The following is a 17842-nucleotide window of genomic DNA, read 5'->3' as shown; positions in this document are numbered from 1 at the left end:
AGCTGTAATCTCCCGATCTGTTCTCCGGTAAAGCTTATGTCGGTTCCTGCATCCGCTGTGCCGCCCGATATCGTGTCGCTGGCTGATTATGAGCGCCACGCCCGGGAAATCATTCCCGCACCCGCCTGGGCCTACATTGCCGGTGCAGGTGCCGACGGCTTGACGCGGCGCTGGAACCGGGAGGGATTCGACCATCTGCGGCTGGCTAGCCGTGTGCTCGTGGATATGAGCGAGGCTACGACCGGTATATCGCTGTTCGGCCGAGAGATGCCGTTTCCGCTCATTCTGGGCCCGGTGGCTTTCCAGAAATTGGCTCATCCGGAGGGTGAGCTGGCGGCGGCGCTCGGTGCAGGCGCGGCCGGTGCCTGGATGACGGTCAGCACGCAGGCCAGTGTCTCGCTGGAGCAGGTTGCCACCGCCGCCCACGCACCGCTCTGGTTCCAGCTTTACAAGCAGGCTCGCCAAAGCGATACGCTGAGCCTCGTCCGGCGTGCGGAAGATGCCGGATATGCAGCGATCGTGCTGACAGTGGACGCGCCGGTGACCGGCGTGCGCAATGACGAGCAGCGGGCGGGCTTCCATCTGCCGGCGGGTATCGAGCCGGTCAATATTCGCGGCATGGCGGTCGCCGAATCCCGGGCAGTTGCCGGCGAAAGCCCGGTATTCAAGGGGTTGCTCGATGCCGCTCCGACCTGGAGCGACGTCGCCTGGTTACGGTCGCAGACGACCCTGCCCTTGCTGCTCAAAGGGTTGATGAATCCGCATGATGCCCGCCTCGCGGTCGATCAGGGCGTGGATGGCATCATTGTATCCAATCATGGCGGACGCACACTGGATACGTTGCCTGCGAGCATTGCAGTGCTTCCATCCATCGTCGCGTGTGTCGGCGACAGGCTTCCAGTGCTCCTGGACGGGGGAGTGCGGCGCGGCACCGACATTCTGAAAGCGCTGGCTCTGGGTGCGAAAGCGGTGCTCATCGGCCAGCCAATAATTCACGGCCTTGCCGTTGCTGGCGCGGTCGGGGTGGCCCATGTCATCGGTATCCTGCGCACCGAACTGGAGGCGGCCATGGCCTTGGCCGGCCGGGCAACGATTGCGTCGATAGACCACACGGTCATCTTGAACAGCTGAGCGGGCGCCGGGCCAACTACGGCGCTGCGCTGGAGATTTCCCCGGCGGCTTTCCAAAAGAACCGGACCGATACAAGCAGAGCGCGGCGAACAACCTGGTCAGGAACACGATAGCTTCCCGAAAGCTCGGCGCCATGAAGCCGAACCCGCGGCCACGGCAATCGCGGCGACCAGCGCTTCAGCGGCGCCGTCGCGACCAAGGCGCGAGCCATGCCATGTGGCTGAAAGCGCGCGATGATGGCGTCAAGCGGCATGAGCAAAATTCTAAGGGCTTGCAGAGCAATGGTCGCATGCGGTCAAATTTCGCAACGATGAATCCCATCCTCCTCCCGTTCCAATGAGGCAGGCCGCACTGGACCTATGTCAACGTCGATCCCCTGGGACGGCGAAGGGCGCGACTAGGAACTGAGTGCTGGGGCTGCAACCCGAGAGGCCTTCGCGCGTTAGTGAAAACCCGATTATCCTCAACCCATGTTCACGCATTGGAGCTCTTCATGCAGAAGTTCTCGCAGCCCGTCGCAATATTCGTCGGCCTCGGTTTCCCTTACGATGTCGAAACTCCGCTCGATGCTCTGAGGATGTTGGACGAATGGACTGGATCGCGCGGGCCAACACACACGATGGCAACCGCCGTTTGCCGCGCAGCGTTGGCCGACAAAGCGACCACTGACGCAGCCAGGTTGGCGTTCGAAGCATTTGCCAGATCGCGAGGCGTCCTTGCACCCGACGCATTGGACACCGCCGTGCAACAAGTCGCCGAAGAGTGGGTCGAACGTAAGATCGAATTGCATCCTTGACCAGGTAAGGCGCCGTTCACATATTTTCTGTCGGCCGCCGCCGATATCGGCTTTGGCCGCTTCTCAACACCACAACTCGTTCATTCGATTGGAGGATTTGATGAGCGAAAGAACGTTCGAAAGCCCGGTCTTCGTCAAGGATGGGAAGAGCCTCATCCAAGAGATTGCCTGCCTCGAAGATGCGCTCGAATTCCTGTATGAGTGGCCGCGAAACAGACGCGGCACCATCTACGAAACAGCGCTCCGAGCCTGCCAGAGAGCTTTCGACAGCGGCTACCCGCTTTCGGCCGCACGTGCCGCTTTCGTTAGCTTCGCCAGGACGGCCGGTATCCATGAGGACGTTTCGACCTCCCTTCCGTGGATGGTTGGCTCCGACAACATTAAGGGCGGCGTTCCCGCCTGAAGGGAAGGAGGGTGGCGCCGCCGCTGCCCTCCACTTCTGTTTACAGAATGTCCGGTCCTGCCTAGGCTCGAGAACCTGCCTGACAGCTGAAGCCGCCAGAAAAGCGCCCCACAAGAGTGGCAGCTTTGTGCTTTGCGGGCATGATCGCCTCTTCACCGCTCCCGTCAACGAAACGTTCCGTTATTCATGTCCTGGCAGATCTGAATAGTTGAGCTTCTCTCTGAATAGGAGGAAGTAGCAATGCATACAGTTCGTAGCTTAGGATGCGTTTCGGTTCTAGTTCTGGGAGCAGGTTTGCTGGCGCCGATCAGTGCTCAAGCGGATATCTGTTCTCTCCCAGCCAGTTCTCTGACGCGTGCGCAACTTCAGACGATTTTAGAAGCGGGTGCCCCATGCCTGCGACATCTGAAAACGCCAGGCCTGGTCCGGGTACTTCCGCCGCTTCGACATCTCCCGATTCACCATCCACCGATGAGAGCACAACCGCCGGCATAAACGTTGGTGTCGGAGGTGGTGGGCAAAGTAACTTGGGCGGCATCAATGCTGGCGTCGGTGCAGGTGCTGGCTCCGGCAATACCGGAGGCATCAACGTAGGCGTCGGGTGAACGCGCCACGTCCGGTAACACTGGCGGCATCAGCGTTGGCGTCGGGGGCTCCAGCGGAGTGGGGGTGAGTGCCGGCCCTTGGGGTATCGGCGCAAGTGTCGGTGGCGTTGGTGTCGGCGATCGCTAGCCGGAACCTCCATTTCCATGGAAAGCGAGCTCGCGGTCAGGCGGACTCGCTATCCCTACCATCGAGGGTTTGCATGCTCTTCCGCAAGGCTTTGCGACAGGCGAGCGCGGTTCAGCCCGCCCGCTGTTCCGGTCCGCCCTGTCTGGGAAGTCTGGGCTTCGCCACTCAGTAGGCAACTGACAGGCCCTTAGAGTCGCTCCGACAGATGGCAATCCGCAACGGACATCCCACCGCAGGCGTGGCGCAGGCGGCCGGCACCGCGGCCGCACTGGCGATCGCCGCCCCCCGTTGCAACCCTCGGCCAGAACACGCGAGAGAACTATGGCTTGCATCTGGCTCACTCGGGATGACGGGGTCAGGCGGGCAGTTCGCGTTTCGATGTCGTTGGCGGCGTCACTGGCTGGGGCCTTGTCGGTGCCGGCGAGGCTGATCTCGAGTGGGATGTCGCCGGAACGATCGGCTATCGTTTCACGAACCGTTTCGGCCGTAGCCGGCTACCGGGCATTGAGAGTCGACTACTATAGCAACGATGAGGGCGCGTCTTTGATGTCGTACAGCAGAGATCGATTCTGGGCTGGTGGTTCTATGTTAGAGCCCCGGAGCGAAAAGTGGAATCCGGTTTTAGGAGGAGGTAGCGTAGAACCACCTCCTCCACGGAACTGCCGGTGATTCCATCTTCCCGTGGCGCCGATCGCGGTACTGGCCAAGATCATCGTGGTTCGCCCCTTTCGCGGGCGCTATCTTTTCTCGCGAAAAGTTTGGGCACGATGTCGATCCGGCTGACGTTCGTTCGTCGTGGAGACAGGAAGGCCAATGGGCCTTTCGTGGATCAAGGGAGAAAGCACGATGCGCGTTATGGTTCTGGTGAAAGCCACACAAGACAGCGAAGCTGGTAACCTGCCCTCGAACGAGCTACTCGAGGCCATGGGAAAATACAACGAAGAGCTGGTCAATGCCGGTATCATGCTGGCAGCTGACGGTTTGAAGCCTTCGTCGAAGGGCAAACGCGTCGCCTTCGACGGCCCGAACCGCACGGTGATCGACGGGCCGTTCGCCGAAACCCGCGAACTGGTCGCCGGATTCTGGCTTTGGGAGGTAAAGGACATGGCCGAGGCGATCGAGTGGGTGAAGCGTTGCCCCAATCCGATGCCCGGCCCGAGCGAGATCGAGATCCGTCCGGTTTACGAGTTGGAGGATCTAGGCGAAAGCGAGGCCGTGGAGCGCCACCGCAAATTGGGCGAGAGGCTTGCGAAGAAGGATTGAGCAATCCCGGGCGCCGGCGCCTTGGGCGTCCTTATATCTCGGACTCACTTGCCGTCTTGCGGCAGAAATGATGTGATCCGCGGCCATGACGGCCGCGGACCTGCATCAAACCATCGAAACCGTCTTCCGCATTGAACGGGCAAGGCTGGTCGCCGGTTTGGCCCGATTGGTGCGGGATGTGGATCTGGCGGAGGAATTGGCGCAGGATGCGCTCGTGGCCGCCCTGGCCAAATGGCCAAAGACCGGCACCCCCAACAAGCCAGGTGCCTGGCTGATGGCCACGGCCAAGCGGCGAGCCATTGACTGGTTGCGCCGCGACAAGATGCTTAGGCGCAAGCATGCCGAGATCGTTCAGGAACTGGAAAATGAACGAGACACCAGTGCCGAAGAAGTCGAAGCGGCCATTGACGATGATATCGGCGATCAACTGCTCAGCCTGATCTTCACCGCCTGCCATCCGGTTCTGTCACGTGAGGCGCGGGCGGCCCTGACCCTGCGCCTGATCGGCGGGTTGACGACAGAAGAGATCGCCCGCGCCTTCCTCTCTAGCGAGGCGACCATTTCTCAGCGCATCTTCCGAGCCAAGAGAACGCTTGGCAATGCTGACCTGACCTTCGAGGTGCCTCGAGGTAGGGCGCGGGAGGAGCGCCTCGCCTCGGTGCTGGAGGTCATCTACCTGATCTTCAACGAGGGTTATGCCGCCACTGCCGGCGAAGATCTGGTCCGTCCGGCTCTGTGCGCCGAGGCCCAGCGGCTTGGCCGTATACTCGCCGGCCTCATGCCCGAGGAGCCCGAGGTTTTCGGCCTGTTGGCGCTGATGGAACTTCAGGCTTCGCGCCTGACTGCCCGCCTGGGCCCGGAAGGCTTAATAATTCCCTTGCCCGAACAGAACCGCGCCCGATGGGACCAACTCCTGATCCGTCGTGGCCTGGCTGCGCTGGAACGCGCCGAGGTGCTGGCTGGCGCCACCGCTCCTTACACCCTTCAAGCCGGGCTCGCCGCCTGTCATGCAAGGGCCCGAAAGGCAGAAGATACGGACTGGCAGAGGATCGCCGCGCTCTATGACAGGCTCATGGAAATCACACCGTCACCGGTGGTCGGTCTCAACCGGGCAGTCGCCTACAGCATGGCCTTCGGCCCCGAGACCGGGCTGAAGCTTATCAATGCGATTGCACAAGCCGGAGCCTTGCGCACTTACGCGCCACTGCCTGCGGCAAAGGGGGATTTTCTGTTCCGGGCAGGCCGGCTGGCTGAAGCGCGGATTGAATTCGAGCGTGCGGCAAGGTTCAGCCGGAACGAACGAGAGAAGGCTTTCCTACTTGGGCGGGCGGCGGCCTGCGGCTGACCAGCCCTCCAGGTCCGTCCCACACTGGAACAACGCTTGCGGGCGCCACGCGACTATGAGAAGGCGTGGGCTGAGCCGACTGATCCGGAAATTGCGAAAGGAAAACTGCCTTGAAACTGCTCCGTTTCGGACCTGCCGGTCAGGAAAGGCCTGGTGTGCTCGACGCTGAAGGGCGCATCCGCGATCTTTCCGCCCATGTCGAAGATATTGCCGGAGTGGCGATACTGCCCGAGAACCTGGAGCGTCTGACACGCATCGATCCCGCCAGCCTGCCGCTCGTTGAAGGCGCGCCGAGGCTGGGGCCTTGCGTGGCTGGCACCGGCAAGTTCATCTGCATCGGGCTCAACTACTCCGATCATGCGGCCGAAACCGGCGCCAAGGTTCCCCCAGAGCCGATCATTTTCATGAAGGCGACGTCGGCGATCGTCGGCCCCAACGATGCGATCGAGATTCCACGCGGTTCGCAGAAGACCGACTGGGAGGTGGAACTGGGCGTGGTCATCGGCAAGGCTGCCAAATACGTCTCGCAAGAAGAGGCGCTCGACCATGTCGCCGGCTATTGTCTCATCAATGATGTTTCGGAACGGTCGTTCCAGGCCGAGCGCCAGGGTCAATGGACCAAGGGCAAGTCCTGCGACACTTTCGGCCCGATCGGCCCCTGGCTGGTGACCCGCGACGAAATCGACGACCCGCAGAATCTTGCAATGCGTCTTGAGGTGAACGGCCGCCGCTTCCAGAACGGCTCGACGGCGACCATGGTCTATGGTGTTGCCTATCTTGTCTCCTATCTCTCGCAGTTTATGAGCCTGCAGCCCGGCGACATCATCTCGACCGGTACGCCGCCCGGCGTCGGGCTTGGGCAAAAGCCGAATATCTTCCTAAAGGCTGGTGACGTGGTCACCTTGTCGATCGACGGACTGGGTGAACAACGCCAGGACGTGGTCCAAGGCTGAAGGAGTTTGGCTTGAGCGGCGATGCAATCGCACTCAGGTATAGCGCCGCTCAAACTGCCCACTTGCGTAGAGGTCGACGGTCATTCGCAAAGCGCGCTTGCGAGATTTCCAGCGCTCGTGTGATCCGCGCTTTAGGCTCGTTCGCGGATGGGATGCATTTCTTCCCCCATTATAGCCGTGACGTCCGCGCGTCGTCGCGTCAGAAAACCGAGCAGATGCTTTTGCACGGCGAACGCCGCCAGGCCGACAACCACGCCGCTGACGATGGCGACCGCCGTGACTGCCGGCCGGGATATCGCCGGATCCGGATGTGGCAGCAGTAATTCGGGAAGGATGCGGTGAAACAGATAGATGTGATAGCTCGCCGCAGAGACGGGCAGTACGAATTGCGCAAGCCAGCGCGGCACTGCCATTCGCGGTGCGTAGAGCAGTACGAGGGCCGCGACAAGCACCAGCGTGAACTTCACCCATGAACCGGTCCAATTGCCGCCCCACCAGGCCAGCAGCGGGCATAGGAGTGCCGCGATTATTGCCATGGTTTGTCGCTTCGCGGCTGTGTCAGCGAAGTACAGGCACCAACCCAGTACGGCGAGGTAAAACACATCGGGCAAGGTGAATATCTGCGCTCCGCCGATGTTCCACACCAGCGGTGTGAGGAACTTCGCCGCGACCGATAGCGCCAGCAGCAAAAGGCCGAAGCTAAACGGGCTGCCATGCGCGACGCGCCGTATCAGTGGCGCCGAAAACAACAGCACCCATAAGAGCACGGTCTGCACATAAGCTTCCACGAACCAGTAGAGATAGGGAAGCATGTGCGCGGGGTCGACAATGCCGAGATTGCCTACAAGGAATACCGACGGCCACAATATCTCTCCACGAGCCAAGGAGAAGCCGGCGACGATGGGCGCATAAATGGCGAGATTGACCGCAACCGGGCGCAACACCCCGAGCGCGTCGCCGGCGAAAAGACGCTGGCGTTGAAAACGGGCGAGGCCGTAGCCGACGAGCATGACAAGCGTGGCTGCCCCACCGGGAATGGGCCACAGCGTGGCATGATGGACGACGATCAGCAGAATCGCGGCGGCGCGCAGAAAAAGCTGGCTGTCGACGAACTGGCGCTCGCTCTCCTTGCGGCCCGTACGGCAAAGGGCCGCCACTGACATGGTCTCCCAACACTCCGGCAGGCGGCCAAGCTCCTGCTCCAGCGAGAGTGACAACTGAACATAGAGGAGCGAATCGCCGCCTAGTGTCTCGAAGCTGTCTTCCGGGCCGACCTGCCGGGGATAGAAGGCGCGTCGGAAAGCTTCCATGATGCCGCCGTTCGGCTGCGGCCGTGTTTCGTGGAGGCGGGCGGCCACCGCTCCGATATCGATCTTGCCGGACGCAAGCCGCGGCAGCGCCTTGCTTCGCGCGACCTCCAGACGCGGCCGGGGCAGGCCGCTTGCTGCCATCATGATGTTTAGGACGCCGTCGTCCGAATGGGGTGACGCCACCAGTGCCAACAGGCGTTCGTCGTCGCCGGCGACGGCCGCCGTGATGCCGGCTGCGGAAAGTGCGGCTTCGATCGCCTCGTGATTGATGCGCAGTCCGGCGATCTTGGACATGCGCTTGCGGCGGCCGACAATGCGATAGAAGCCCTGCGCGTCACGTTCGGCGATGTCACCGGTCCGGAGCTCGGAGATTTCGGGTCCACGCGCGAGATCCGCGCGCACCGAGGCATAGCCCATCATCACATTGGGGCCACGATAGAAAAGCTCGCCCGGCTCACCCGGGCGCTCGATCGGGCGACCCTCATCGTCCAGCAGCCGCAGCGCGCCGCCTGGAATGGCCACGCCGATACAGTTGTTATTGCCGGGAAGTCTCTCCGGAGGCACATAGGCGATGCGCGCCGTGGCCTCCGTTTGCCCGTACATAACGAAGAAGCGTTTACCGCTATCCGCCAAATGCCGTTGGAAAGTCTCGACCATGCCCGATGACATTCGGCCGCCCGCCACCGTCATGAAACGCAATGCCGGCAACTCATAACTGCGAAAGCCGGTCTTTTCCATGAGTTCGTAGGAGTAGGGAACACCGCTGATATTGGTGCAACCGGCTGCAGCCATTTCCTCGGCGAAGCCGGCATCGGCCGCGCCCCGCGCCGGGAAATAAATGCTGGCGCCCACGGCAAGATGCGAATTGAGCACCGAAAGCCCATAGGAATAATGGAACGGCAGAATGAGCGCGGCGCGGTCCTGCGATCCAAGTTCGAGATAGGTGCCGATGGCGCGGGCATTCGCCTCCACGGCGCTCGCGGCGAGCCGCACGAACCGGCTCTTGCCGGTACTGCCGGACGTGCCGAGCAGCACGGCCAGATCGGCGTGCAAGTCAACGGCGATATTGCTCGCATCGGACTGACAGCGCCAGCGGCCATCCATGCGTCCGCAGGCGATATCGGGCGAAAAGTCGGCAATGAAGTCGTCCAGCGCGTCCCTTTGGCAGGGCGGCAACAAAGCTACGGCGTGGTTCGCGCGCAACGCCGCCAGATAGGCGATGACGGCATGCTCGGTCGGCTCGGCCAGGAGTGCTATCAGCTTTTTCCCCGGCCCGAACTCGTTGGCCAATGCGGTCACGCGGCGGTCAAGCTCGGCATAGGAAATCGGTTCCCGGTCGGGAAAGATCAGTGCCGGCCGGTGGCCGTGCTCGGTGAACCGATCGACAAATTCCATTCCTTCGGCCCTCTCATCTCCGAGCCGCCATCGGCTCCATCAAGACGGATAAGAAGCCGCTAATCTAATTCCTGATTGAATGCATCATATTTCTACGGCCAGACGCCGGAATGATGTGAAAGAGGTTCATTCGGCGGCCAGCATAGTCGGTGCGCTTCCTACGGGCTCCAGCCGCTCTGTCTCCGGTTCAAGAAGCGGCATGCGCGCCATGGCGGCGAGCAAGTCCGTCTGCGTGATGAGACCCAGAACAAAGTGGTCGTCGTCGACGATCACGACGGCATGCGTGCGTCCGTCGGTCAGGGCCGGCAGCAGAGATAGTGCCGGATCATCCGCAGCGGCGGTCGAGGCAGTGGACATGGTCTGGCGGATATCGTCCCCAGCAAGCGTCAACTCCCGCAGGCCGACCGTTCCGGCCAGCCGTCCGCTGGTATCCACTACCGGCAAGGTGCGGATATTGTGGTCGAGCAGGAGCGCTCGCGCCTCAAGGACGCTTGCGCCCGCATCGACATAGATCACATCGCGGGACATGACATCCTCGCACAGGAGCGTGCGATGCGAACGGATCGTTGTCTGCAATTCCACCTCTCTCAGCAGCCGGTCGAGATCGTTGCGATTGATATCGAACGTCTCTCCCAACGTCGCCAGCGCCGCGTCGACATCTTCCTCGCGGAAGCCGACGCGCAATTGTGCCGGCGGATCGAGGGTGCCATGCGTGTTGACCGGAACCGGCACCGACATATGCGGATAGCCACGCCGCGAAAGCTTGTGGAAGATGAAGCCCAAAGCTAACAGAAGCATAGAATTCAGGGCGACCGGGATGAATGGATAGAGGAATCCCATGGAGGCCACTGCCGGTCCGCCCAGCACGGCCGTCAATGCCGATGCGCCTCCCGGCGGGTGAAGCGATCGCGTGAAGGACATTGCCGCGATCGCCAGCGAAACCCCGAGCGCTGCGGCCAGAACCGGCTCTGCCACCAGTTGAGCCACGGCCACGCCGACAAGCGCTGAAATCGTGTTGCCGCCGACTATCGACCACGGCTGAGCGAGCGGGCTCGTGGGAACCGCAAACAACAGAACCGCTGATGCTCCCATGGGCGCCACAAGGATCGGCAGGCTGGCGTTCGTGCCGAACAGGAGCGAGCAGATGAGGGCGGTGAGGCCAATGCCGATGAGCGCGCCAAGGCACGCGACCAGTCGCTCACGCAGGGTCGCGCCGGCAAGCATAGGAACGAATAGCCGGGATTTGACCCAGCGTTGCATACGAATTTTCCTGCTTCGGGAACTAGGCATGGCCTGGACTGCGAATACGACTGCGACAGCGCACCAATAGAGCGAAGCGGCGGTTGGCGAGAGGTCATTTGATCCAAGTTATTTAACTGGTGTGAAACAATTTTTCCCGTGAACTTTGGTCGAAACCGGATCGGGTAAGCCCGACCTACCCTTTTCGCACCCCCAAGCGGGCGGGCCTATTCTTCCGATCGCCACGCTATTGAACTTTGTCCAAATTTGGACTATATCCGGTATTGGACAGGAGCAGATCAATGGTGCAAGCTCTTCGCAAACATGCAGATCCCATCCCGGCGGGACCACAACGGCTGAATTCTTCCCGTTTCGCATCAGCGACCCGGCGGCGGTTGAGTGCGCCGGCATTTCGTACCTTCATGGCAATCGCCGATCTTTGGAGATTGACCGAAGAGGAGCGGCGCCTGGTGCTCGGTTATCCGTCGCGCTCGACCTATCACAACTGGGCAAAGCTGGCGCGCGAACATCGGGATTTCACTCTGGATGTCGACACGCTGACGCGCATCTCTGCGGTGCTTGGCATCCATCAGGCGCTGGGCATTCTCTACGCAACCGAGAGGGAGAGCACTGCCTGGCTGCGCGATCCGCATGCAGGCGCGGTGTTCGGCGGCAATCCCCCGCTGGCTCTGGTCGTCAGTGGCTCGCAGGACAATCTCCTGACAGTGCGCCGCTTTCTCGATGCGGCCCGTGGCGGTTTTTATATGGAGCCGAACGCGGTAGATGCAGCCTTCGTGCCGTATGAAGAGACGGACATCGTTTTCCGGTGACTGAGACTCTTGCGCCGGCCCCGCAGCCGACTTTTCGCCTGATCCCCTCGCGTTTTCCACCTGTCGGTCTGTTCGATTCGGTGGCGACGGCGGCGGATCTGGCAGTTGTGATGGAACTCGTCGGATGGACGAATGACCGGCTGGTCAAGGAACGCATCGATCGTTTGCCACAGGCCGAATGGGTTTACGGACGGCCTAACGCCAGCGTGGTGATGGCTGCCTTTCTGCACGTCGCACCGACCGGGATGCGCTTCAACGGAGCGGAACTGGGGGCGTGGTATGCCGCGGGCGATCTCGCCACTGCGGCGGCCGAGGTAGGCCATCATTTGCGCCGCGAAACCTTCGCCCGGCAACTTCCGGAGATCCGGCGTACATATCGAGCCTATGTGGCGCGGATCGATGGCGACTATGTCGACCTTCGCGGCCAGCGGGCGGCCCGGTCTGAACTTTATGATCCGGCAAGCTATGCCGCCTCGCAGGCATTTGGCGAAAAGGTCCGCGCATCCGGCAGCGACGGGATTCTTTACGAAAGCGTGAGGCTGCGCACAGGCACTAACGTCGCCGCCTACCGGCCGACGAAAATCCAGGATGTTTTGCAGACGGATCATTTCGACATATCCGTTTACTCCGATCGTCGGAAAATCGAGGTGAGGAGGCTTGCTTCTTGAGATCACGACGGATGCTGCCAGGAGCGGAAGTCGGGGAGGCCGGCACCCAAGGTTGACAACTTGGCGGCCTCCTGCCCATGCTGGCCTCCTTTGGGAGATTTCGGCATGAGCTTTCTAATTTCGCGACGCACTTTCACCGCTGGGGCCGCTTTGATGATCGCCGGCGCGAAGTCGGCATTCGCACAGGGCCAGAAATTCTTTAGGATCGGAACGGGGGGCACCTCGGGGACCTATTATCCAATCGGCGGCCTGATCGCGAATTCCATCTCGTCGACCGGACCAAACGGCGTTCCAGGCCTGGTATCGACGGCCGTTTCCTCGAATGGCTCGGTCGCGAACATCAATGCCATTACGGGCGGCGCAAGCGAATCAGGCTTCACCCAGTCCGACGTCGCCTATTGGGCGCACTCCGGAACCGGTCTCTACGAGGGCAAGGGCAAGGTCGAGGACCTGCGGTTGATCGCAACGCTCTATCCGGAGACCCTTCATATCGTCGCCAGAGCCGATGCCGGCATCAAGTCGGTTGCCGACTTGAAGGGCAAGCGCGTTTCTATCGACGAACCGGGTTCCGGCACAATAGTCGATGCGCGCCTGGTGCTTGCTGCCTACGGCCTTTCGGAAAATGACATCCATCCCGAATATCTCAAGCCAGGCCCTTCCGGTGAGAAGATGCGGGACAACTCGCTCGACGCCTATTTCTTTGTCGGCGGGTTCCCGGCCGGCGCCATCGTCGAACTCGCGGCAACGACCGGCATTACGTTGGTCCCGGTCTCCGGCCCGGAGGCGGACAAACTGCTTGAGGAGCAGAAGTTTTTCTCCAAGAACACTGTGCCTGCGGAAACCTACAAGGGCGTTGGTGAAACCGAGACGATCGCAGTTGCGGCGCAATGGGTGACCAGTGCCAAGCAACCCGATGACCTCGTCTATGAAATCACCAAGTCGCTATGGAGCGAAGGAACCCGCACCGCGCTGGATGCAGGCCACGCCAAAGGCAAGTCGATCGTTCTGGAAAACGCCACGACGAGCCTGGGTATTCCGCTACATCCGGGAGCCGAGCGCTTCTACAAGGAGAGCGGGATACTGAAATAGTTTGCTTGAAGCAGGCAAGTTTCTACATTCTTTGTGTAGCCCGGTCGGCTTGGCACCCTCCGGGCTATTCGTGATGCGACAGAGTTTCTGAGCAGGAATTCCCCATGGCCTCCTCGCGCGACGAGAAGATTCGCCTGAGTTCCGAAGGTTACGACGAGGCAAAGGCGCGCGAACTTGAGGAAAGATTCGACAGCGAGATTCGCTTTCGAAGCCTCGGAAAGTCGGCCGGCTGGATCGTCGGCACGCTGCTGATCATACTTTCCATCTTTCATTACTATACGGCCGGCTTCGGCCTGCTGCAGGAGATGGTGCATCGCGGCATCCATCTGTCTTTCGTGTTGGCGCTGGTCTTCCTGGTCTTTCCGTTCACCAAAAGCGGTTACGATGCCCCACAGGCCAACTCGCTTTTGCGTCCGCTCGGCATTCCCGTCTATGACTGGATACTGGCAATCGGCTCGGTCATAGCGGTAGCGCATGTTCCGCTGATCCCACTCGACGATCTCGCCTTTCGCATTGGCAATCCCACGACAACGGATGTGGTTCTGGGTGGTTTCCTGATCGTGGCACTGCTTGAAGCGACGCGACGCTCGATTGGCTGGCCACTGCCGATCATCGCGCTCCTGTTCATGGCCTATGCGCTGTTCGGCCCATGGATGCCGGGAATATTGGTCCACCCAGGCAATAGTCTCGGACAGCTCATTGACCATCTCTACATGACAACGCAGGGCATCTACGGCATCGCGCTCGGCGTCGTCGCGACCTACGTGTTTCACTTCGTTCTTTTCGGCGTATTTGCCACCCGCATCGGGCTCGGCCAATTGTTTCTGGATTGCGCCGCCTGGGTCGCCGGACGCTATGCGGGCGGGCCGGCAAAGGTTTCGATTTTCGGGTCGGCACTTTTCGGCATGATCTCCGGCTCCTCGGTCGCCAACGCCGTGACAGTCGGTTCGCTCACCATTCCAGCCATGATCAAGCTCGGCTACAAGCGCGAATTCGCGGCGGCGGTCGAGGCAGCTTCCTCGACCGGAGGGCAGGTCACGCCGCCGATCATGGGGGCGGCCGCGTTCCTTATGATCGAGTTCCTCGAGCTTCCCTATACCACGATCATCCTTGCCGCGATCGTCCCCGCCTTCATGCATTTTTTCGGCGTGCTCATGCAGGTACATTTCGAGGCCAAGCGGACTGGCCTTCGTGGCCTGCGCCCCGACGAAATGCCTGACATTGCGGCCGCGCTCAAGCGGGATTGGCCGACGGTCATTCCCCTTGCGGTTCTGCTTTGGGTGTTGCTGTCCGGCTACACGCCCTATCTCGCGGCATTCTGGGGCATCACCGCCTGCATCGCAGTCGGTCTGCTCAATCCGCGCCGGCGCATGACGATTGGAGAAGTGTTTCTCTGCCTGCGCGACGGCGCCAAATACGCTTTGGCCATCGGTGCGGCGGCAGCGACGGTAGGCATCGTCATCGGGGTCGTCACGCTGACCGGTGTCGGGTTCAAGGTGTCCTTCATCGTAACGTCCACGGCGGCGGAACTGGCGAATTTCGCTGGTTACATCCTGCCCGCCAGCATCATCTCGGCATCGGCATTGTCACTGCTGTTCACGCTGATCATGACTGGCGTGGTCTGCATTCTCATGGGCTGCGGAATTCCCACCACCGCCAACTACATCATCATGGTGACGATCGCAGCGCCTGCCCTTGTCATGCTCAATGTCGAGCCGATCGTCGCGCATTTCTTCGTCTTCTATTACGGGCTTTTGGCCGACATCACGCCGCCTGTCGCGCTAGCTGCCTATGCAGCCGCCGGCATGGCGGCTGCCGATCCGTTCAAGACCGGCAATACGGCGTTCAGGCTGGGGCTGGGCAAGGCGCTTGTCCCCTTCGTGTTCGTCTTCTCGCCTTCGCTGTTGCTGGTCACCAAGGATTTCACCTGGTCGAACTTCACTCTCGCTTTCATCGGCTGCACGCTTGGCATCGTTTGCCTTGGCGCCGCGCTCTCGCGCTACATGCTCGTGCGAACCAAGGCATGGGAGAATGTGGTGCTAGTGATCGCGGCATTCCTGCTTGTCGCGCCGGAAATCTATTCTACCGTCATTGGCGCGATCATGATCACGCCCATCGTTCTGCGGCATGTCGCAACGGCAGTGGCGGAACGCCGAACGAGTGCCACCTGACCCAAATTGTCGAGGGCAGGGCAAATTTCCATCTCGGCGGCCGCCGGGTAACTTCCGGCCGTTTTCGACGTAGCGCCTGTGGTCAGTACCCAGTGCTGTCCTTGGGGTCGATCGGCTTGGCAAGAGCGACGCCAAGTACTGCCTCGCACCAGGCGGCGACGGACAGCAGCGCCTCCTCGGAACAAGGCCGCCCGATGATCTGCAGCCCGATCGGCAGACCATGCTTGCTGAAGCCGCAGGGGATCGAGATGGCCGGGCAGCCGGTCACGCTCACCGCATAGCCGAGGATCATCCAGTCGAGATAGGTTTCCATCTGGGCCTCGCCGATGTGAGACACGTAGCGGTCCGTGACTGAAAAGGGCTCGACCGGCGCGGTCGGCGAAATCAGGAAGTCGTACCGGTCGAGAAATGCCAGCATGCTTGCCCGAGTGTATGCCCGCTCCTGTTCGGCCGCCGCGAGGTCGCACGCGGTAAGACGCAAGCCTTCTTCGATGTTCCACACGACTTCCGGCTTCAATCGATCGCGCTGCGGGCTGTTTATCAGATCGACACGCATTGCCGCGAATTGGAAGGCGCGTAGCGGTCGAAAGGCGGCGTCGGCGCGCGACAGGTCGGGATGGGCATTGGCGACTTCGGCACCCGCCCGCTCCAGCTTGCCTATCGCGGCTTCCACGACCGCACCTACTTCCGGGGATACACAGGCGACGCCCAGGTCGCGTGAATAGGCGAAGCGGTGAGGCGCCTGCGGCTGCCGCGCGGCGGCGGCATAATCCTCATCAGCCAACGGACGTGACAATGGATCGCGCGGATCGAAGCGGCGCATGGCCGCGAGGGCCAATCCCGTGTCGGCGACATTGCGCGCCAGCGGCCCGATCACCGACAATGATTGCCAGGGAATGGGGGAGGGACCTTGCGGGATCAATCCCGGAGTGGGCCTGAGGCCGACCACGCCGCAAAAGGAAGCAGGATAGCGCAGCGAGCAGGCGAAATCCGACCCTTGCGCCATATGCGCCATGCCGGTTGCGACAGCAACTGCCGCGCCGCCAGAGGAGCCCGCGGCCGAACGCGTCGTATCCCAGGGGTTCAGGGTGCGGCCGAACACTTCATTGAAGGTGTTCGCGCCTGCTTCGAACTCCGGCGTGTTGGATTTGGCGAATATGGTGCCGCCCGCCAGCTCGATGGCCTCGACGGGATAATCGGACTCGTCCGGCACATTGTGCTCGAACGCAAGCGAGCCGTAGGTGGTGCGAACACCGGCTACCGCGTAGGAATCCTTGATCGGTACCGGCATTCCTGCAAGGGGCGTGGTTTGCAGATCCTTGGCGCTCGCAAGCTTGGCGCGGGCGCGCTCGAAGCAGCGCGTCGGCAGCGCATTCACCAGCGGATCGATGGCAGCAACCCGCTCCTCGATAGTGTCGAGCACTTCGACCGGCGTCACTTCGGTTCGACGCAGCATATCCGCGACCGTCACGGCATCCAGCGACCACAACGAACTGCTCATATTGGCATTCCCGCTTATGAAGGCCGAAGCCGAGCTTTTATCTCAATAATGGACATGATATTCGGAATTCGGATAACGATGGAAATTTTCACATGCCCGATTCTCCAGTGAAGAAGCCGCGTGGCAGGCGTACGCAAAAGCATGACCTGACGGCTGACAGCCTTTCGGCCGCTCCTGAGCTTACGCGACCGACAGCCATGGACAATCCATCGAACGAGGCAAAGCAGGGCCTGGAGCGCTCCTTTGCCGTTCTGGACATGATCGCGGCGCATCCGTGCCGTGTCGTCGACGTCATGCGCGAGATGAACCTGCCCTGGGCGACCGCGCATCGCACGGTCAAGAAACTGGAAAAGGCCCAGTTCCTGATGTTCAACGCCGAAACGTCGCGTTACGAGATCGGGCCACGCATGTGGCATCTTGGCTCGTCTTATCTTGCCAACAACAAAATGCTGCGCGCGGCGATTTCCTATCTTGCCAATGAGAGGGATATACGCGGCGTCGACGTCCAGGTGGTGGAGCGGATCGGAAACTATTCGGTCGTCATTCACGCCGAAAAGCGGCAAGTGCAGGAAATTTCCAAGGCGCAATACGGCTACCATATTCCGCTTCACGCCGGCTCGAAGGGGCTCATACTGCTCGCCTACGAAACCGAAGCATTTGTCGACGCCTACCTGGCGCAGCCACTCGAGCAGCTTACGCCACGGACCGTCGTCGATCCCGACGCGATCCGGCAGCGGCTCGCGGAAATCCGCCGGGAGGGAATCGTGCAGACCGAGGGCGACGTCCAGCATTTTACCGGCTCCATCGCAGCGCCGGTGTTCGGGCCGGGCGGAGCAGCGGTGGGTTGCGTGTCCTTCGTCTATCTGAAGAAGCTCGCGGGCGATGAAGTGCATCTGGAAACGTTGCGCGAGGCGCTGCAGATGATGACGCATTCCATCTCGCTTGAACTGGGCTGGCATCCCGGCCAATCCTAATTCGTCACGACGACGTAGAGCGCCGTGCGTCCAAACGGGCGC

Annotated in this window: 14 protein-coding genes and 1 pseudogene; 12 read left to right on the top strand and 3 right to left on the bottom strand. The window is 61.3% G+C overall.

All coding sequences use genetic code 11. From position 1 onward, the window contains the following. The first annotated feature begins 36 nt into the window (after window positions 1-36). The 7 genes and pseudogenes from ACLKMW_RS09525 (at window position 37) to ACLKMW_RS09495 (ending at window position 6623) form a co-directional block, all read left to right on the top strand. Window positions 37-1131: an alpha-hydroxy acid oxidase gene (locus ACLKMW_RS09525; RefSeq protein WP_415724215.1), complete on the top strand. Its 1095-nt coding sequence runs from the start codon at window positions 37-39 to the stop codon at window positions 1129-1131. Between the two features lie 493 nt (window positions 1132-1624). Then, window positions 1625-1927, top strand: coding sequence for a DUF982 domain-containing protein (locus tag ACLKMW_RS09520; RefSeq protein ID WP_415724214.1), 303 nt, complete (start codon window positions 1625-1627; stop codon window positions 1925-1927). A 100-nt stretch (window positions 1928-2027) separates the two neighbouring features. Next, window positions 2028-2330: a DUF982 domain-containing protein gene (locus ACLKMW_RS09515; protein WP_415724213.1), complete on the top strand. Its 303-nt coding sequence runs from the start codon at window positions 2028-2030 to the stop codon at window positions 2328-2330. Window positions 2331-3454: 1124 nt separating this feature from the next. Further along, window positions 3455-3697: pseudogene (locus ACLKMW_RS09510) on the top strand (hypothetical protein); the annotation flags it as partial. A 211-nt stretch (window positions 3698-3908) separates the two neighbouring features. After that, window positions 3909-4325, top strand: a complete 417-nt coding sequence (locus ACLKMW_RS09505) for a YciI family protein (protein WP_415724289.1) — start codon at window positions 3909-3911, stop codon at window positions 4323-4325. Window positions 4326-4410: 85 nt separating this feature from the next. After that, window positions 4411-5670 (top strand): RNA polymerase sigma factor, encoded by a 1260-nt coding sequence (locus ACLKMW_RS09500; RefSeq protein WP_415724212.1) that lies wholly within the window; start codon window positions 4411-4413, stop codon window positions 5668-5670. 110 nt (window positions 5671-5780) lie between these two features. Then, entirely contained in the window at window positions 5781-6623 is an 843-nt protein-coding gene (locus ACLKMW_RS09495) for a fumarylacetoacetate hydrolase family protein (RefSeq protein ID WP_415724211.1), read from the top strand. A gap of 131 nt (window positions 6624-6754) precedes the next feature. On the opposite strand, the gene ACLKMW_RS09490 is transcribed toward ACLKMW_RS09495, so the two are convergent. Together ACLKMW_RS09490 and ACLKMW_RS09485 are read right to left on the bottom strand one after the other, a co-directional pair. Continuing rightward, window positions 6755-9328: an AMP-binding protein gene (locus tag ACLKMW_RS09490; protein WP_415724210.1), complete on the bottom strand. Its 2574-nt coding sequence runs from the start codon at window positions 9326-9328 to the stop codon at window positions 6755-6757. Between the two features lie 126 nt (window positions 9329-9454). Next, the gene (locus tag ACLKMW_RS09485; protein WP_415724209.1) at window positions 9455-10588 is read right to left on the bottom strand and encodes an HPP family protein; all 1134 of its coding nucleotides are present in this window, start codon (window positions 10586-10588) and stop codon (window positions 9455-9457) included. A gap of 281 nt (window positions 10589-10869) precedes the next feature. On the opposite strand from ACLKMW_RS09485, the gene ACLKMW_RS09480 reads away from it, so the two are divergent. The 4 genes from ACLKMW_RS09480 (at window position 10870) to ACLKMW_RS09465 (ending at window position 15325) form a co-directional block, all read left to right on the top strand. Next, the gene (locus tag ACLKMW_RS09480) at window positions 10870-11397 is read left to right on the top strand and encodes an antitoxin Xre-like helix-turn-helix domain-containing protein (RefSeq protein WP_415724208.1); all 528 of its coding nucleotides are present in this window, start codon (window positions 10870-10872) and stop codon (window positions 11395-11397) included. Then, window positions 11394-12065 (top strand): RES family NAD+ phosphorylase, encoded by a 672-nt coding sequence (locus ACLKMW_RS09475; RefSeq protein ID WP_415724207.1) that lies wholly within the window; start codon window positions 11394-11396, stop codon window positions 12063-12065. The genes ACLKMW_RS09480 and ACLKMW_RS09475 overlap by 4 nt, the downstream gene beginning before the upstream one ends. Before the next feature lie 105 nt (window positions 12066-12170). Further along, window positions 12171-13154 (top strand): TAXI family TRAP transporter solute-binding subunit, encoded by a 984-nt coding sequence (locus ACLKMW_RS09470; RefSeq protein WP_415724206.1) that lies wholly within the window; start codon window positions 12171-12173, stop codon window positions 13152-13154. Between the two features lie 104 nt (window positions 13155-13258). Further along, complete coding sequence (locus ACLKMW_RS09465) at window positions 13259-15325, top strand: TRAP transporter permease (RefSeq protein WP_415724205.1); 2067 nt, start codon at window positions 13259-13261, stop codon at window positions 15323-15325. Between the two features lie 82 nt (window positions 15326-15407). On the opposite strand, the gene ACLKMW_RS09460 is transcribed toward ACLKMW_RS09465, so the two are convergent. Further along, window positions 15408-16826 (bottom strand): amidase, encoded by a 1419-nt coding sequence (locus ACLKMW_RS09460; protein ID WP_415724204.1) that lies wholly within the window; start codon window positions 16824-16826, stop codon window positions 15408-15410. A gap of 92 nt (window positions 16827-16918) precedes the next feature. On the opposite strand from ACLKMW_RS09460, the gene ACLKMW_RS09455 reads away from it, so the two are divergent. Next, a complete protein-coding gene (locus tag ACLKMW_RS09455) occupies window positions 16919-17800 on the top strand; it encodes an IclR family transcriptional regulator (protein WP_415724203.1) in 882 nt (293 codons plus the stop codon). Window positions 17801-17842 lie beyond the last annotated feature (42 nt).

Origin of the sequence: Borborobacter xinjiangensis (assembly GCF_047739745.1) — a bacterium.
In the GTDB taxonomy this organism is placed as follows: Bacteria; Pseudomonadota; Alphaproteobacteria; order Rhizobiales; family Rhizobiaceae; genus Pseudaminobacter.
Note: the sequence above shows the minus strand (reverse complement) of the source record. Positions and strands in the feature narration are given on the sequence as shown.

Excerpts from the sequence above, each read along its gene's own strand:
- ACLKMW_RS09485 (WP_415724209.1), bottom strand. The coding sequence starts at position 10,588 with ATGCAACGCTGGGTCAAATCCCGGCTATTCGTTCCTATGCTTGCCGGC.
- ACLKMW_RS09515 (WP_415724213.1), top strand. The coding sequence starts at position 2,028 with ATGAGCGAAAGAACGTTCGAAAGCCCGGTCTTCGTCAAGGATGGGAAG.
- ACLKMW_RS09520 (WP_415724214.1), top strand. The coding sequence starts at position 1,625 with ATGCAGAAGTTCTCGCAGCCCGTCGCAATATTCGTCGGCCTCGGTTTC.
- ACLKMW_RS09460 (WP_415724204.1), bottom strand. The coding sequence starts at position 16,826 with ATGAGCAGTTCGTTGTGGTCGCTGGATGCCGTGACGGTCGCGGATATG.
- ACLKMW_RS09455 (WP_415724203.1), top strand. The coding sequence starts at position 16,919 with ATGCCCGATTCTCCAGTGAAGAAGCCGCGTGGCAGGCGTACGCAAAAG.
- ACLKMW_RS09490 (WP_415724210.1), bottom strand. The coding sequence starts at position 9,328 with ATGGAATTTGTCGATCGGTTCACCGAGCACGGCCACCGGCCGGCACTG.
- ACLKMW_RS09480 (WP_415724208.1), top strand. The coding sequence starts at position 10,870 with ATGGTGCAAGCTCTTCGCAAACATGCAGATCCCATCCCGGCGGGACCA.
- ACLKMW_RS09525 (WP_415724215.1), top strand. The coding sequence starts at position 37 with ATGTCGGTTCCTGCATCCGCTGTGCCGCCCGATATCGTGTCGCTGGCT.
- ACLKMW_RS09505 (WP_415724289.1), top strand. The coding sequence starts at position 3,909 with ATGCGCGTTATGGTTCTGGTGAAAGCCACACAAGACAGCGAAGCTGGT.
- ACLKMW_RS09500 (WP_415724212.1), top strand. The coding sequence starts at position 4,411 with ATGACGGCCGCGGACCTGCATCAAACCATCGAAACCGTCTTCCGCATT.
- ACLKMW_RS09470 (WP_415724206.1), top strand. The coding sequence starts at position 12,171 with ATGAGCTTTCTAATTTCGCGACGCACTTTCACCGCTGGGGCCGCTTTG.
- ACLKMW_RS09465 (WP_415724205.1), top strand. The coding sequence starts at position 13,259 with ATGGCCTCCTCGCGCGACGAGAAGATTCGCCTGAGTTCCGAAGGTTAC.